The 15,927-nt window shown below is 50.4% G+C and carries 13 protein-coding genes; all 13 read right to left on the reverse strand.

Annotated elements, in window-relative coordinates:
- Positions 1–53 precede the first annotated feature (53 nt).
- Positions 54–683, reverse strand: a complete 630-nt coding sequence (gene pyrE / locus BBI11_RS10120) for an orotate phosphoribosyltransferase (protein WP_068462932.1) — start codon at positions 681–683, stop codon at positions 54–56.
- On the reverse strand, positions 680–1,372 hold the full coding sequence (pyrF, locus tag BBI11_RS10125; protein ID WP_068462934.1) for an orotidine-5'-phosphate decarboxylase: 693 nt from the start codon (positions 1,370–1,372) through the stop codon (positions 680–682). The genes pyrE and pyrF overlap by 4 nt, the downstream gene beginning before the upstream one ends.
- On the reverse strand, positions 1,369–2,283 hold the full coding sequence (locus tag BBI11_RS10130; protein ID WP_068462936.1) for a dihydroorotate dehydrogenase: 915 nt from the start codon (positions 2,281–2,283) through the stop codon (positions 1,369–1,371). The genes pyrF and BBI11_RS10130 overlap by 4 nt, the downstream gene beginning before the upstream one ends.
- Positions 2,280–3,047 (reverse strand): dihydroorotate dehydrogenase electron transfer subunit, encoded by a 768-nt coding sequence (locus BBI11_RS10135; RefSeq protein ID WP_068462937.1) that lies wholly within the window; start codon positions 3,045–3,047, stop codon positions 2,280–2,282. The genes BBI11_RS10130 and BBI11_RS10135 overlap by 4 nt, the downstream gene beginning before the upstream one ends.
- Positions 3,044–6,232: a carbamoyl-phosphate synthase large subunit gene (gene carB / locus BBI11_RS10140; protein WP_068462939.1), complete on the reverse strand. Its 3,189-nt coding sequence runs from the start codon at positions 6,230–6,232 to the stop codon at positions 3,044–3,046. The genes BBI11_RS10135 and carB overlap by 4 nt, the downstream gene beginning before the upstream one ends.
- Positions 6,225–7,319, reverse strand: a complete 1,095-nt coding sequence (locus BBI11_RS10145) for a carbamoyl phosphate synthase small subunit (RefSeq protein WP_068462941.1) — start codon at positions 7,317–7,319, stop codon at positions 6,225–6,227. Before BBI11_RS10145 ends, carB begins: the two co-directional genes overlap by 8 nt.
- On the reverse strand, positions 7,319–8,593 hold the full coding sequence (locus tag BBI11_RS10150; protein WP_068462942.1) for a dihydroorotase: 1,275 nt from the start codon (positions 8,591–8,593) through the stop codon (positions 7,319–7,321). The genes BBI11_RS10145 and BBI11_RS10150 overlap by 1 nt, the downstream gene beginning before the upstream one ends.
- Before the next feature lies 1 nt (position 8,594).
- Complete coding sequence (locus BBI11_RS10155) at positions 8,595–9,464, reverse strand: aspartate carbamoyltransferase catalytic subunit (RefSeq protein WP_068465729.1); 870 nt, start codon at positions 9,462–9,464, stop codon at positions 8,595–8,597.
- Between the two features lie 133 nt (positions 9,465–9,597).
- The gene (locus tag BBI11_RS10160) at positions 9,598–10,887 is read right to left on the reverse strand and encodes a solute carrier family 23 protein (protein ID WP_068462943.1); all 1,290 of its coding nucleotides are present in this window, start codon (positions 10,885–10,887) and stop codon (positions 9,598–9,600) included.
- 29 nt (positions 10,888–10,916) lie between these two features.
- A complete protein-coding gene (gene pyrR, locus BBI11_RS10165; protein WP_068465731.1) occupies positions 10,917–11,456 on the reverse strand; it encodes a bifunctional pyr operon transcriptional regulator/uracil phosphoribosyltransferase PyrR in 540 nt (179 codons plus the stop codon).
- A 219-nt stretch (positions 11,457–11,675) separates the two neighbouring features.
- Positions 11,676–12,578, reverse strand: a complete 903-nt coding sequence (locus BBI11_RS10170) for an RluA family pseudouridine synthase (protein ID WP_068462944.1) — start codon at positions 12,576–12,578, stop codon at positions 11,676–11,678.
- Positions 12,578–13,069: a signal peptidase II gene (lspA, locus tag BBI11_RS10175; protein WP_068462945.1), complete on the reverse strand. Its 492-nt coding sequence runs from the start codon at positions 13,067–13,069 to the stop codon at positions 12,578–12,580. Before lspA ends, BBI11_RS10170 begins: the two co-directional genes overlap by 1 nt.
- Before the next feature lie 86 nt (positions 13,070–13,155).
- Positions 13,156–15,918: an isoleucine--tRNA ligase gene (gene ileS / locus BBI11_RS10180; protein ID WP_068462946.1), complete on the reverse strand. Its 2,763-nt coding sequence runs from the start codon at positions 15,916–15,918 to the stop codon at positions 13,156–13,158.
- Positions 15,919–15,927 lie beyond the last annotated feature (9 nt).

The raw sequence follows: 15,927 nt of genomic DNA on the forward strand, positions 1-15,927 counted from the left end.
TAATGATAAAGCGGAAAAAACCTACGCACATCGACATGATGTGCGTAGGTTTTTTAGGAAGTCAATGCGCCGGCTTTCAGCTTTTCGTGCCATTCGCTGAGCATCGGCAAATCTTCTGCCGCAATGGCCCCGTTTTCCTCCGCTTGTTCAACGAGTGCTGAGAAATCCGTCAAGGTGTGGAACGTAAATCCGGCATCCGCTATCGCTTGCTGTGCTTGAGGCAGTCCATAAGTGAAGATTGCGGCAATACCTGCCACTTCAAAGCCGGCATCTTGCAACGCCTGTGCTGCTTGCAATACCGAACCGCCTTTGGAGATCAAGTCTTCAATGACGACCGCTTTTTGGCCTGGTTGGATTTTGCCTTCAATTAGATTCGATTGCCCGTGTCCCTTTGGCTTCGAACGCACATAAACCATCGGTAAATCCAGGCGTTCTGCGACCCAGGCGGCGTGAGGGATCCCGGCTGTCGCCGTTCCCGCGATCACTTGCGCGTCCGGATATTCGCGACGAATGGTTTCTGCGAGCCCATCTGCGATCGCTTTGCGGACAGCTGGATAAGACATTGTCAATCGATTGTCGCAATAAATTGGCGATTTAACGCCGGATGCCCACGTGAACGGATCGTTCGGGCGCAGTTCGACTGCTCCGATAGATAGTAATTGTTGTGCGATTTGTTTTTTCATGAACGACCGCTCCATTCTCCGTTGATGTAATCATAGCTCTTTTGCGGGTTTTCCGATCGAGTAATGGCTCTTCCAACAACAATGTGTGTAGAGCCTTGTATTTTCGCATCACTCGGTGTCGCAATACGCTTTTGGTCATGGGATTCAGCTGCAGCTGGCCGGATCCCCGGCGTCACACGAAGAAAATCTTCGCCGCATACTTCGCCGATCGCTTTCGCTTCATGTACCGAGCACACGACACCATCGAGCCCTGCCTGTTTCGCGAGTTTCGCGTAATGCAGAACGGAGTCTTCCAAGCTCACTGAAATTAATTGTTCTTTCTGCATTTGCTCTTCGCTCGTCGAGGTCAATTGTGTCACCGCGATTAACTTTGTCCCACTGCCGGCAAGTCCTCGTTTTGCAGCTTGCATCATGGCAAGACCGCCAGCCGCATGGACATTGACCATGTCGACGCCCAATTCAGCAATGCGGCGCATCGCCGATTCGACGGTATTTGGGATGTCGTGCAATTTTAAATCCAGGAATAAATCATGGCCATCTCGATTCAAAGTCCGAATGAGTTCTGGGCCTTCTTGATAGAACAATTCCATACCGACTTTCAAAAATAATGGTTCCGTAAACTCCGACAGAAATTCTTCCACATCGAGCTTTGACGGGAAGTCGAGTGCAATAATCGGTTTAGAGGTCATAAGCGGTGGCTCCTTCCGGTAAGTTCATGGACAGATTCATAGCCAAGTTCGTGCAATCGTTCCGGCAATTTTTCGATCAGTTCAGGACAGACGAACGGATTGACGAAATTTGCCGTTCCGACTGCTACCGCATTCGCTCCTGCCGATAAAAAGTCGATGACGTCATCCACTTCCGCGACGCCGCCCATGCCGATGATCGGCAAATCCGTATGGCGTCTCACTTCATAAACCATACGAAGAGCGACCGGTTTAATCGCAGGTCCTGACAAACCGCCGGTAATATTGGCGATCACCGGGCGTCCCGTTTTGGGGTCAAGCCGCATGCCAAGCAAGGTGTTGATCATCGTGATGCCATCTGCGCCGCCTTCTTCGACTGCTTTAGCTAGCTGGACAACATCGGTGACGTTTGGCGACAGTTTTACGTAGACCGGCACGTCCGATACGTCTTTGACCATACGCGTCAATTCTTGTGCCACTTTCGGATCCGTTCCGAATGTGATGCCGCCTTGTTTGACGTTCGGGCAGGAAATATTTAATTCCAGCGCATGGACATTCGGTGCTCTAGAAATGGTTCTTGCGACTTCTACATAATCCTCTGCCAGTGAACCGGCCACATTGGCGATGATCGGCACATCGAATTGTTCGAGCCAAGGCAATTGTTCATCGACGACTTTTTCAAGTCCAGGATTTTGCAGACCAATCGCATTGAGCATGCCGGATGAAGTTTCCGCAACGCGCGGCGTCGGATTTCCAAGGCGCATCTCAGCGGTCGTTGCTTTAATCATGATCGATCCGAGTTTCGATAAATCGTAGAGCTTTGCGTATTCCTGTCCGAATCCGAAGCAGCCGGATGCGGGCATAATAGGATTTTTTAAATCAAGGCCTGGCAATTTCACGCTTAAATCCATCATGAAATCACCACCCCTGCTGGAAATACAGGCCCGTCGGAACATACTTTAATGTAATCCGTTTCGCTTTTTGTCGTCCGGCAGACACAGGCAAAGCATGCCCCGATGCCGCAGCCCATGCGCTGTTCATAAGATAAAAACCCTTTTTTCTCTGGGTACGCCCATTGCACCGCTTCAAGCATCGGCGTTGGCCCGCAGGAATAATAGGTATCGAAATCATGTGGCAAGCCGTTCAAAATATGCGTCACAAAGCCTTCTGTCCCGTGCGAGCCGTCAACGGTCGCAATATGCGTATCGCCGAGTGCGCGAAATTTGTCTTCATAAAATACCGCTTCACGGCTTTCAAATCCGAGGATGTGGACCGTTTCCACACCTCTCGCGTTCAGTTGCAATGCCAGTTCGTACAGCGGAGGCACGCCGATTCCCCCGCCGATCAAATAAGCTTTTTCTCCAGCTTGATCAACCGGAAAGCCATGCCCGAGCGGCCCCAGGACGTCGAGTGTATCGCGCTCTGTTTTTTGGGATAATAAGTTGGTCCCGCGCCCTTCTGAACGGTAGATCATCGTGAAGCTCGACGCTTCTTTGTCGATTTTCGCTACCGATATTGGCCGGCGCAGCAGCGGTTCAAAGCTATCTGCCACACGCACATGGACAAACTGTCCCGGTTCGTTCATTTCCTCAACCAGTGTGCCCGTGACCGTGAGCTCGAAAATGTTCTTGGCGATTTCAGTTTGGGAGACAATGGCCATTTTCTCCTGTTTGATCATACACCTGCCCCCATTTCCTCTGCCTGGAAAGTCATCGATTCGATGACTCTGAGCATCGCTTCCGCTGTATCCAGCGATGTTAAGCACGGCACGCCGTTTTCGACTGATTCTCGGCGGATGCGGAAGCCGTCGCGTTCTGGCTGTTTGCCTTTGGTCAATGTGTTGATGACGATCTGTGCGTCGCCGCTTTGGATAACATCGAGTAAGGTACGTCCTTCAGCACCAATTTTCCCAACTTCCGCGACGGCAATGCCTGCTTCAGTGAACACTTGTGCCGTTCCACCAGTTGCCATTATTTGGTAGCCGATATCCCGGAAGCGCTTCGCGAGCCCAACTGCTTCCTCTTTGTCTTTATCTGCTACTGTCAGCAGTACAGTACCGTGATCTTTCACTTCCATACCAGCTGCAGCCAATCCTTTGTACAGCGCTTTTTCGAGCGTGACGTCTTTGCCCATTACTTCGCCGGTCGATTTCATCTCGGGCCCGAGCGTAATGTCGACGCGGCGCAGTTTCGCGAACGAGAATACCGGCACCTTGACGAATACGCCTTTTTTCAGCGGCGCTAAGCCTGTTGTGTAGCCTTGCTCGACAATGCTTTGTCCGAGTATTGCTTTCGTTGCGATATTCGCCATCGGAATGCCGGTGATTTTGCTGAGGAACGGCACCGTGCGGCTTGAGCGCGGGTTGACTTCGATGACGAATACTTCGCCTTTCGAGATGACGTACTGGATGTTCAATAAGCCGACGATGTTCAAGCCTTTGGCGAGCCGTGTAGTATAATCCGTCAAAGTGTCGATTTGCTGCTGCGAAATGTTTTGCGGCGGATAGACAGCAATCGAGTCACCAGAATGCACCCCTGCCCGTTCAATATGTTCCATGATTCCAGGAATCAAGACATTCTCGCCGTCGCAGATCGCATCGACTTCAATTTCTTCGCCTGTTAAATAGCGGTCGACTAGTACCGGATGTTCAGGGCTTGCTTCGACAGCGTGTTCCATGTAGTGGATCAAGTCGCTTTCGTTGTAGACGATTTCCATCGCGCGTCCTCCGAGTACATAAGACGGACGAACGAGCACCGGATAGCCGATGTCGGATGCGATGACTACCGCTTCTTGTGTCGACACGGCCGTCTTGCCGAGTGGCTGCGGGATGCCGATTTCATGAAGCGCCGCTTCGAATTTATTGCGGTTTTCCGCGCGGTCGATGTCTTCAAGCGTCGTGCCCAGAATCTTCACACCGTTTTTCTCGAGCTTATCTGCCAAATTGATCGCTGTCTGTCCGCCAAACTGGACGACAACGCCTTTTGGTTGTTCGAGGTCGACGATGTGCATGACGTCTTCAATCGTCAGCGGTTCGAAGTAGAGCTTGTCGGAAATGGAGAAGTCAGTTGACACTGTCTCCGGGTTATTGTTGATGATAATTGCCTCGTAGCCGGCTTCTTTGATCGCCCAGACGGAGTGGACAGTTGCGTAATCAAATTCGACGCCTTGTCCGATGCGGATCGGTCCAGAGCCGAGTACAATAACACTTTCTTTATCGGTGCGGATCGATTCGTTTTCATCTTCATAGCTCGCGTAGAAATAAGGCGTTTCAGATTCGAACTCTGCAGCGCAAGTGTCGACCATTTTGTAAACCGGTATCAAGCCTTGTTGTTTGCGCCATTCGTATACTTTCGCTTCTTGCGTATCCCATAGCTTGCCGATCGTTCTATCCGCAAAGCCCATGCGTTTGGCTTTTCTCGCCGTCTCATAATCAAACGGGTTTTGCTGCAAGACATCTTCAAAGCGGACAATTTTATCGAATTTCTCCAGGAAGAACAAATCGATTTGGCTCCAGTCGTGGATCGTGTCAATGGTCACACCGCGGCGCAATGCTTCGCCGATAAAGAACAATCTTTCGTCTCCCGCTTTGCGGATGCGTTTTTCAATCCATTCGTCGCTCATGTCCGTGCCGTTTTTCAGCTCCAGGTGGAATTGCCCGGTTTCCAGTGAACGCACCGCTTTTAGCATCGATTCCTCGAATGTCCGGCCCATCGCCATAACTTCGCCGGTCGCTTTCATTTGCGTGCCGAGGTTGCGTTTGGCCGCTTCAAATTTATCGAACGGCCAGCGCGGGATTTTCGAAACGACATAGTCAAGTGCTGGTTCGAAGGCGGCGTATGTCCGCCCAGTCACTGGATTCATCATTTCACCAAGCGTTAAGCCCACCGCGATTTTCGCTGCTAATTTGGCAATTGGGTAGCCCGTCGCTTTGGATGCAAGCGCAGAGGAGCGGCTGACACGCGGGTTCACTTCGATAATGTAATAGTCAAAGCTATGCGGGTCGAGCGCAAGCTGAACGTTGCAGCCGCCTTCGATTTTCAAGGCGCGGATAATTTTCAGCGACACATTGCGCAGCATTTGGTATTCACGGTCGGATAAGGTCTGGCTCGGGGCGACGACGATCGAATCGCCGGTATGAATGCCGACCGGGTCGATGTTTTCCATATTGCAGACGACGATTGCGGTATCTTCTGCATCGCGCATCACTTCGTATTCGATTTCCTTGAAGCCCGCGATTGATTTTTCCAGCAAGCATTGCGTCACGGGGCTGTATTTCAAGCCGCTCGCAACGATTTCGTGCAATTGATCGTCGTTATGGCAAATGCCGCCGCCAGTCCCACCTAGTGTAAAGGCCGGGCGGACGATGACTGGGTAGCCGATCCGTTCCACAAAGCGCTTAGCTTCTTCCATGTTATGAATGATGTCGGAATCCGGTACCGGTTCGCCGAGTTCATTCATCAAGGTACGGAACAAATCGCGGTCTTCCGCTTTATGGATAGCGTCCAGCTTAGTCCCCAAGATTTCAATATCGAGTTCTTCCAAAATTCCGGATTCATCCAGTTCGATCGCCATATTGAGGCCGGTCTGTCCGCCAAGTGTCGCAAGCAGTGCATCCGGGCGCTCTTTTCTAAGGATGCGGCTGACAAACTCCAATGTAATCGGCTCGATGTACACCTTGTCGGCGATTTCGGTATCGGTCATGATCGTCGCCGGATTAGAGTTGATCAAGATAACGCGGTAGCCCTCTTCTTTCAAGGCGAGGCAGGCTTGTGTGCCCGCATAGTCGAATTCTGCTGCTTGGCCGATAACGATTGGCCCTGAACCAATAACGAGGATGCTTTTGATATCTTGTCTTTTAGGCATGTTGTTGCTCCTTCCGTTGTGCGTGCATCATTTCCAAAAATCGGTCGAACAAATAATTCGAGTCTTCCGGGCCAGGCGAAGATTCCGGGTGGTATTGCACGGTGAAAGCTGGGTAATCGAGATGTGCTAGCCCTTCATTGGTTCCGTCGTTGAGTGCTGTATGCGTCACTTTCAGTCGTGTGCCTTGCAAGGTTTCTTCATCGACTGCGTAGCCGTGGTTTTGTGAAGTGATTTCGATCTTGCCGGTGACAAGGTCTCGCACCGGATGGTTGCCGCCGCGGTGGCCGAACTTCAGCTTGAATGTCTCAGCACCGCAAGCTCTTGCGAACAATTGGTGGCCGAGGCAAATTCCGAAAATCGGTACTTGGCCGAGCAATTCACTGACAACGTCCACACATTCCGGAACGTTTTTCGGGTCTCCCGGGCCGTTCGACAGCATAACGCCGTCCGGTCCCCAAGCGAGGATTTCCTGGGCGCTCGTGTTATGCGGCACGACAATTACATCACATTTGCGTTTGTTTAATTCACGTAAAATTCCGTGCTTCATGCCGTAATCGATTAACACGACACGCTTGCCGCGTCCCGGGCTTGGATAAGGGCGCGTAATCGACACTTGCGCCACTTGGTCTGTCGGCAAGGCCGTTTCGTTCAGCTTCTCAATCACTTGTCCCACATCCGGTTCTTCTCCGGCAGCCGTTAAGATGCCCTTAATCGATCCGTTGACGCGAATTAGCCGGGTCAGCTTGCGAGTGTCGATTCCGGCGATGCCCGGAATGCCTTTTTTCTCAAGCAATTCGCTTAAAGTCATCGTATTCCTGAAATTTGAAGGGAAATCCGCCGCTTCCCTTACGACCATGCCTTTGACGGCCGGGTCAATCGATTCAAAGTCATCGCTGTTGATGCCGTAATTGCCTTGCAGCGGGTAAGTCATCGTAACGATTTGTCCGCAATAAGATGGATCCGACAAAATTTCTTGGTAACCAGTCATGCTGGTGTTAAACACCACTTCCCCGAACGATGCCGATTGTGCGCCGAATGCTTCCCCTGCGAATACTGTGCCGTCTTCTAAGATCAAATAACGTTTCATCAGTTTTCCTCCTGCCATACGATGTCACCGCCGAAAATGGTCATCACTGGCCAGCCGGTGCAAGTTTGTCCGCCAAATGGCGTATTTGTTCCTTTGGAAAGAAAGTCTTCCGTGCGGATTTCCTGTTGTTTATTCAAATCGAGAAGCACTAGGTCTGCTACTTGCCCTCCCTCAATCGTCCCGTAAGGAAGACCGAACACATCTGCCGGCTTTTTGGTCAGCCAGCCGATCAATTGTGCCAGAGTCCATTTGCCGCTTTGGACGAACTCCGTGTAAAGCAGTGGAAACGCTGTTTCAAAGCCGACGATGCCGAATGGCGCTTTTTCCATGCCGTTCGCTTTTTCTTCCGCTGCATGAGGTGCGTGGTCTGTCGCAATGAAATCGAGTGTGCCGTCGAGTAGCCCCGCATGAAGCGCTTCGTAATCTTCTCGTGCGCGAAGCGGTGGGTTCATTTTATAGTTTGCATCGTCACCTGGAATGTCATCTTCCGTCAGTAACAGATGGTGCGGTGTCACTTCCGCCGTCACACGAACGCCAGCTCGTTTTGCATCGCGGATGACGCGGACCGATTCTTTCGTGCTGACGTGGCAGACGTGATAATGAGCGCCTGCTGCTTCAGCGAGCAGGATGTCGCGCGCGATATGGACTGATTCTGCAACGGACGGGATTCCAGGTAGTCCAAGTTCACGGCTCCTTTTGCCATCATGCATAACGCCGCCGTAGATCAAACTATTGTCTTCGCAATGTGCGACGACCGCCATATCGAGTTCGGCCGCTTCTTTCATCGTCTCAAGCATCATTGCCGCTTCCTGTATACCGACACCGTCGTCGGTGAATGCAAACGCGCCGTGTTGTTTTAGTTCTTTTAGATTGGTGCGTTCTTTGCCTGCTTCGCGGATGGTGATCGATGCATACGGCAAAACTCGGATGAGCGCATTTTTTTCGATCAAGCCATTGACGTGATCGAGATTTTCCTTCGTGTCCGGCACTGGCCGCGTGTTCGGCATGGCGCAGATAGTCGTATAGCCTCCGCGCGCTGCTGATTTTGTACCGCTCTCGATGGTTTCTTTTTTCTCTCCGCCCGGTTCACGAAGATGGACATGGACGTCCACAAATCCTGGTGCGATCATTCGGCCTTTGCCGTCGATTTCTGTTTCTCCTTGCGCTTTCAGGTGAGTACCGAGCTCTTCGATGCGGCCATCCGTAACGCGAATATTCGTTTCCTCTAGTTGTTCCCCGTTCAATATATTTACGTTCTTAATGAATAATCCCATCTCAATCTCTCCCTTTCATTGCATATTCCAGTACGGCCATTCTGACGAATACACCGTTTTCCATTTGCTTGAAGATTCTCGAACGCTGGCATTCTACGAGTGAGTCCGCGATTTCCACGCCTCGGTTAATCGGCGCCGGGTGCATAATGATGGCGTCTTTTTTCATTTTCTTCTCGCGCGCTTCTGTTAAGCCAAACTCTGTATGGTAATGTTCTTTGGAAAACAAGGCCGAGACCGCGTGGCGTTCATGCTGTACACGGAGCATCATGACGACATCCGTTTCGCCGATCACATCATCCAATTGATTCGTCGTGTCGTAGTCGCCGCTCCATTCTTCCGGACACACAAAGCTGACTTTTGCGCCGAGCTGTTTCAGTGCAGCGGCATTCGATTTGGCGACACGGCTATGAGCAATGTCCCCGACAATCGTCACGTGGACACCGTCAATGCGGCCGAATTCTTGATGGATGGTGTACAAATCAAGCAATGATTGTGTCGGGTGCTGACCCGAGCCGTCACCGCCGTTGATAACTGCGAGTTTGCAGCCTTCTAGCTGCTGGTAATACGCTTCTTCTTCGTGGCGGATGATGACCGCTTTGACACCGATTGCTTCCATCGTTTTCACCGTGTCGTAGAGCGTTTCGCCTTTTAATATGCTAGAAAAGGCCGTTTCAAACGGTAGTACTGACAACCCTAGCCGGTGTTCGGCCATTTCGAAGCTCATTTTTGTTCGTGTGCTCGGTTCGAAAAAAAGGTTGACTACCGCCCCTTCAAGTGTGGCTTTCTCTCCTTTTTCAAACTGCTCGGCACGCTTCAGCAAGTTCATGATTTTTTCGTTTTCGAGATTATCCATCGTTAACAGATTCGGCAATTGGCTCACGCCCTTTCGTTGACTGTACAAAAAAACACCTTCCCAGGGGCAGGAAGGTGTAAGGAAATAAGGGTAGACGTCCCCTATCCATAACCCTTTCCATGCCTCTCTGGACATTCCTTAAAAGGTAAGTTTATTCAGTTCCATCATCCAGTTCCTGTTTTTCAAGTCCTGGCAAGATCAAGTTCAAGATGACTCCGACGATGGCAGCTAGCGCCATGCCTTCGATGGCAAACGATTCGCTGAACTCGAGTTTCGCGCCGCCAATCCCGATGACCAAGATGACCGACGAGATGACCAAATTCCGATTGTTGCCGAAGTCGATGCCGTTATCGACAAGCATGCGAAGCCCTGATGAAGCGATGATGCCGAACAGCAGAATCGAGATGCCGCCAAGCACCGCTGTTGGAATTGTGTCGATAACTGCCATCAGCTTTCCGAAGAACGAGAACAAAATAGCGAATACGGCTGCGCCAAGGATGACATACACGCTGAACACTTTCGTGATGGCGAGGACGCCAATGTTCTCGCCGTAAGTTGTCTTCGGTGGCCCTCCAACGAGCGAGGAGATGAATGTCCCGATACCGTCACCTAAAATCGAGCGATGAAGGCCCGGGTCTTTTATGTAATTGCGGTCAACGATTTTGCCGAGGACCAGCTGGTGCCCGATATGCTCAGAGATCGTGACGATGGCGATTGGCACCATGACGAACAACAAGGTTGGCGTCACTTGGAAAGAGTAATCGATTCCCGGCAGCAAAAATTCTGGTACTTGGAACCAACTAGCAGCTGCCACTGGGGCGAAGTCGATAATGCCGATCAGTGTAGAGTAAGCGTAACCTGCAATGATACCGATCAAAATCGGCATGAGCGAGATGATGTTCTTGAAGTAAATATTGCAGATGATAGCCGTAGCGAGCGTGACAAGTGCGGCTGAGAAATGCAGCAGGCTGTATTCAGAGCCGCCATCAGCTGTCGGGATGTTCATGGCCATATCCACCGCTGTTCCAGACAATGCCAGCCCGATGACGATAATGACTGGGCCGACAACGATTGGCGGCAATAGTTTCATGAGCCATTTATAACCGGTCTTCCAAATAATCAATGACACGAGCGCGTAAACTAGCGAGACGAACATAGCGCCGATCATTGCCGATCCGATGCCGCCAGTTTCCGTGGCGATCTGTATCGGGACGATAAAGGCGAAGGATGATCCAAGATATGCTGGTACTTTGAACTGTGTGATGAGGACGAAAATGATGGTCGCGATGCCACTCGTCAATAATGCAATCGCAGGACTCAAACCGACCAGTTGCGGCACCAGAATCGTTGCGCCGAACATGGCGAACATGTGCTGCAGGCTGAGGGAAATCCATTGTCCTGTTTTGGGTTTATCGTGGATGTCTAAAATGGCATTGCTCAAGTTGTTTCTCCCCTGTCTATGTAGATTCGTTAATCGTTGATGGTGACGCGGTCGATGCTGTCGCTTTCTGTCATCTCAACCACAATCCGTTCTTCGCTCGATGTCGGGATGTTTTTTCCGACATAATCAGATCGTATAGGCAATTCGCGGTGTCCACGGTCGATTAATACCGCCAGTTGGATTTGCGACGGGCGCCCGAGGTCCATGACCGCATCCATCGCAGCACGCACCGTGCGTCCTGTGTAAAGCACATCGTCGACTAGGATGACTTTTCTGTCTTTGATGCTATGTTCGATATCAACTTGTTGGACAAGCGGCTCTTGCCCGGGGTTTTTCTGGCTCAAGTCATCGCGGTACAGTGTGATATCCAGTTCTCCAGTCAAAATGGCCTTGCCTTCGATTTGTTCAATTTTGTCTGCTAAGCGCTTGGCGATGAACGCGCCGCGCGTTTTAATGCCGACCAAGATACAGCCGTCAATTCCTTTGTTGCGCTCGATGATTTCGTGGGCGATTCGTGTAATCGCACGCCCGATTGCCTGGTCATCGAGAATAACCGCTTTTTCTGCCATGAGTTCCACTCCTTTATAATTATGCTGCAATTTCTGCATGAAAAAACCCTCCGCCAGAGAGGCGAAGGGTGCGTAAGCGCAGAAAAAAACCTTCCGGAAGACACACTTCCGGCTTTGCGAATATCCCTTTTCAGCCTCTCTGGACTGTTCTTAAAGGTGATGCGTATTCAGTTGACTGGTCTAAGTATAAAGAACAGCTCTTTCGTTTGTCAACCCCATTTAGCGGAGAGTCTCGAGCAGTTCCTCGAATTCAGCCGGCAAAGGCGCTGAAAATTCCAGGTATTCCTTTGTCCGCGGATGGATAAAGCCGATGACCGCTGCATGCAAAGCCTGGCCGCCGATATCCATCGTTTTTCTCGGGCCATATTTTGGATCCCCTACAAGCGGGAAGCCGATATAACGCATGTGTACACGAATCTGATGCGTACGGCCTGTTTCAAGACGGCATTCCACTAAAGTGAAATCCCCGAAACGCTCGAGTACGGTAAAATGAGTCACTGCGTGCTTGCCTTTGTCGACGACCGCCATTTTTTGGCGCTCTTTCGGGTCTCTCGCAATCGGCGCATCGACTGTGCCTTTATCATGGGCGATATGTCCATGGACCAGTGCAATATACTTGCGCGTCACGGATTTTTCAACCAATTGGTCCACCAATGAAGCATGGGCAAGGTCGTTTTTCGCTACCATCAACAAGCCAGACGTATCCTTGTCGATACGGTGGACAATCCCAGGACGGACGATGCCATTAATGCCCGACAAATCGGTGCAATGATACATCAAGCCGTTGACCAGTGTGCCATTGGCATGTCCTGGGGCCGGGTGGACGACCATGCCTTTCGGTTTGTTGACGACGAGTACATCTTCATCTTCATAAACGACATCAAGGTTCAGGTTTTCCGGTTCAGCGTCTAATTCTTCCAATAACGGCGGATTGATAGCGATTTCGTCTTCAAGCCGCACTTTGTAATTCGGTTTGACCGTTGCGCCATTCACTTTAATATGGCCATCTTTGACCCAATTGCTAATTTGTGAACGCGACCATTCTTCGTCGATAGCCGAAATAACTTTGTCGATTCGCTCGCCTTTTTGTTCTTCTGTAATGTGTATCGTCAATTCTTCCATTAAGACACCTTTTTCTTTTGTTGTTTTTCATCCATGATCACATAAATGACCATTAAGACGACACCAATGGTCAATGCGGCATCGGCCACATTGAAGATCGGAAAATCATAATTGATTACTGGAATCAGCACATCGACAAAATCGACGACTTCACCACGGTACATCCGGTCGATGAAATTACCGATGGCGCCCCCCAACAGCATCATTAGCGCCAGCTGAAACAGCGGCTGCCCTTTTGCATGCTTATGGAAATAATAGAGGATCGCTGCGATGACTATGACAGTGATGATAGCAAATAGCCACATTTGTCCTTCCAACATTCCCCAGGCCGCGCCGCGATTGCGGTGGGACAGCCAACCGAGAAACGGTTCGAGTACTGGAATTCGTTCACCGAGTTCCATGTTTTTAACGACCAGCCATTTGGTCCATTGATCCAACGCGATAATAAGTAGCGCAATCCCATAATAAATCACTTGTATTTCCTCCGTCATTCATCAGTCTATTCATTTTAACACAGAGCGGGCGAAAAAAGAAAAAAGTCCGAAAACCGGATAACCGGTTTTCGGACCGTTCAAACTTAAGCGTATTCGATTTCGACTACTTCCGCACAGCGCGGGCATAGTTCAGGGTGTGCTGCTGATTCGCCAACATGTTTGGAAATCGTCCAGCAACGACCGCATTTCTCGCCTTGCGCTTTTTCGACAACGACCGACACTTCATCGAGCGTTAAAGCATTTTCCGGCGCTTGTTCTTTCGCGCCTCCGAATTCGTATTCGGAAACGATGAACAACTGCGCCAGATTCGAATCGATCGCTGGCAATAAGTTTGCCAATTCTTCACTTGCATAGACCGTTACTTTCGCTTCCAGCGATTTCCCGATTGTTTTCGCTGCACGTGCTTCTTCCAAAGCTTTCAAGACATCGTCGCGGACGTCCATGAAGCGGCTCCACTTCTCTTCTAGGTCCTTGAATTCAGGACGTTCTGCGGCTTCTGGGAAGTCCGTCAACTGAACGCTTTCTTCTGAAGCGGATTCTAGGTAGGACCACATTTCATCTGCCGTATGCGGGATGATCGGCGATGCAAGTTTCACAAGTGCCATCAAGCTATCGTGCATGACCGTTTGCATCGCACGGCGATGCGGATGATCGGCACGTTCGATATAGACAACATCTTTTGCGACATCCAAGTAGAACGAGCTGAGATCATTCGCGCAATAGCTGTTTAATGCCAAGTAAACTGACGAAAATTCATAATTCTCATAGCCTTTTTTAGCTGTATCAATCAATTTATTCAATTTCATGACCATATACTGATCCATCTCGCGCATATCTTCAAATGCCACGCGGTTTGTGGATTCATCAAAATCAGCCAAGTTGCCGTGAAGGAATTTTAATGTATTGCGGATCTTGCGGTACACTTCAGATACTTGCTTGAAGTTGTCATCCGATACACGCACATCTGCTGTATAGTCGACAGACGACACCCAAAGGCGCAGGATGTCCGCTCCCATTTGGTTCATCACTTTCGCTGGCACGATCGTATTGCCGAGCGATTTACTCATTTTGCGGCCATTGCCATCTAGTGTAAAGCCGTGGCTCAAGACGCCTTTATACGGTGCGATGCCATTAATCGCGACGCTCGTTGTAAGGGATGAGTTGAACCAGCCTCGGTATTGGTCAGAGCCTTCGAGGTAAAGGTCTGCCGGATATTGCAAGTCTTCACGCTCATCAAGCACTGCCTGATGGGAAGAACCAGAATCGAACCACACGTCCATGATGTCCATTTCTTTCGTGAAGATGCCGTTCGGGCTGCTCGGATGCGTAAAGCCTGCTGGCAATAATTCTGCCGTCGTGCGCTCGAACCAGATGTTTGATCCGTGTTCACGGAACAAGTCTGCGATATGGGCAATCGTTTCTTCCGTGATAACCGGATCGCCATTTTCTGCATAGAATACAGGAATCGGGACGCCCCACACGCGCTGGCGGGAAATGTTCCAGTCTCCGCGGTCACGCAGCATATTGTACAGGCGGGTTTCGCCCCATGCCGGCGTGAATTCCGTTTCATCGATTGCTTTTAGAATCTGATCGCGGAATGCATCGATTGATACGAACCATTGCGCTGTTGCACGGTAGATGACCGGCTTTTTCGTGCGCCAGTCGTGTGGATAAGAATGCGTGATGAACGACAAGCCTTCAAGTGCGCTCGCTTCATCGAGTGCTTCGGTGATCGATTTGTTGGCTTTGTCATAAAATTCTCCCGCGAATCCAGGTGCTTCGTCTGTCATGACGCCGCGCTCATCAACTGGGCAGAGAACATCCAAACCGTATTTTTTGCCGATCAAAAAATCATCTTCCCCGTGTCCAGGAGCGGTATGGACGCAACCTGTACCAGAGTCGGTCGTGACGTGTTCGCCGAGCATAACGAGCGATGTGCGATCGTACAATGGGTGTTTCGCCTGGATATGCTCCAGTTCTTGGCCTTTTACTGTGCGGACGACTTCGTACTCTGTCCAGTCCAGTTCTTTCGCCACTTCTTCGAGTAAGTCTTTAGCGACGACGAATTTCGAACCGCCATGCGCGACTTCTACGTAATCCAAATCTGCATGTACAGAAATTCCAAGGTTCGCCGGGATCGTCCAAGGCGTCGTTGTCCAGATGACCAACTTGACGCCTTCATCCAATACGTCTTTTCCGTCAGTAACTGGGAATGACACATAAATCGATGGTGATTTTTTATCGTGATACTCGATCTCCGCCTCGGCAAGTGAAGATTCACTAGACGGGGACCAGTAGACCGGCTTCAAACCTTTATAGATATAGCCTTTGTTCGCCATTTTACCGAATACTTCGATTTGGCGTGCTTCGTAAGAAGGTTTCAACGTGACGTATGGGTTTTCCCAATCGCCGCGCACGCCAATCCGCTTGAATTGTGAGCGCTGGCTGTCGATTTGTTCGTACGCATACTCTTCACAAAGCTTGCGGAATTCCGCCAAAGACAATTCTTTGCGGTTAACGCCTTTATTGGTCAATGCTTGCTCGATCGGCAAACCGTGTGTATCCCAGCCTGGAACGTACGGGGCATGGAAGCCCATCATGCTGCGCGAACGAACAATCATGTCTTTCAATACTTTGTTCAAAGCGTGTCCCATGTGAAGGTCGCCGTTTGCGTATGGCGGCCCATCATGAAGTACGAAGAACGGACGGTCTTTTGTGCGATCCTGAACTTTTTTATAGATGTCCAGTTCTTCCCATTTTTTCTGCATTTCAGGTTCCCGGTTCGGCAAATTGCCGCGCATCGGAAACTCGGTTTTTGGCATCAATAACGTATCTTTGTAATCCATTTTCCATTC

This window comes from Planococcus maritimus, assembly GCF_001687625.2.
GTDB classification, from domain to species: domain Bacteria; phylum Bacillota; class Bacilli; order Bacillales_A; family Planococcaceae; genus Planococcus; species Planococcus maritimus.